The sequence below is a fragment of the Paenibacillus sp. sgz302115 genome (assembly GCF_056120445.1).
This window is the reverse complement of the sequence record NZ_JBVYOK010000080.1, coordinates 1-294: the sequence shown is the minus strand read 5'-3', so window position 1 is coordinate 294 and position 294 is coordinate 1. Positions and strand designations below refer to the sequence as shown.

General features: G+C 46.6%; 1 protein-coding gene. It reads left to right on the top strand.

Annotated features, from left to right (window positions below; all coding sequences use genetic code 11):
* A partial coding sequence (locus tag AC0LWN_RS32750; RefSeq protein WP_474672762.1) for a hypothetical protein occupies window positions 1-287 on the top strand: 287 nt, incomplete at its 5' end.
* Window positions 288-294: the final 7 nt, after the last annotated feature.

Below are 294 nucleotides of genomic sequence, written 5' to 3'. Positions count from 1 at the left end.
AGGCTTTTCTCTTCTTCATGAAACTCGCCTCCCTCTTCTTTCAGTGTAATAAATTGGGGGGCAACTCTCCAGTTTCATTAGGGGGCCTAGGAGTTTCTGCCGCTATTTCCAAACAAACCACTCTACACGGCTTCAACAACGGCATTTCTGCTGTTATTTCCAAACAAACCACTCTACACGGCTTCAACAACAGCGTTTCTGCCGTTATTCCCAAGCAAACCACTCTACGCGGACCCAATAACGGCATTTCTGCCATAATTCGAACAAAACGGCTCCACCGTCCTTAACTGGATA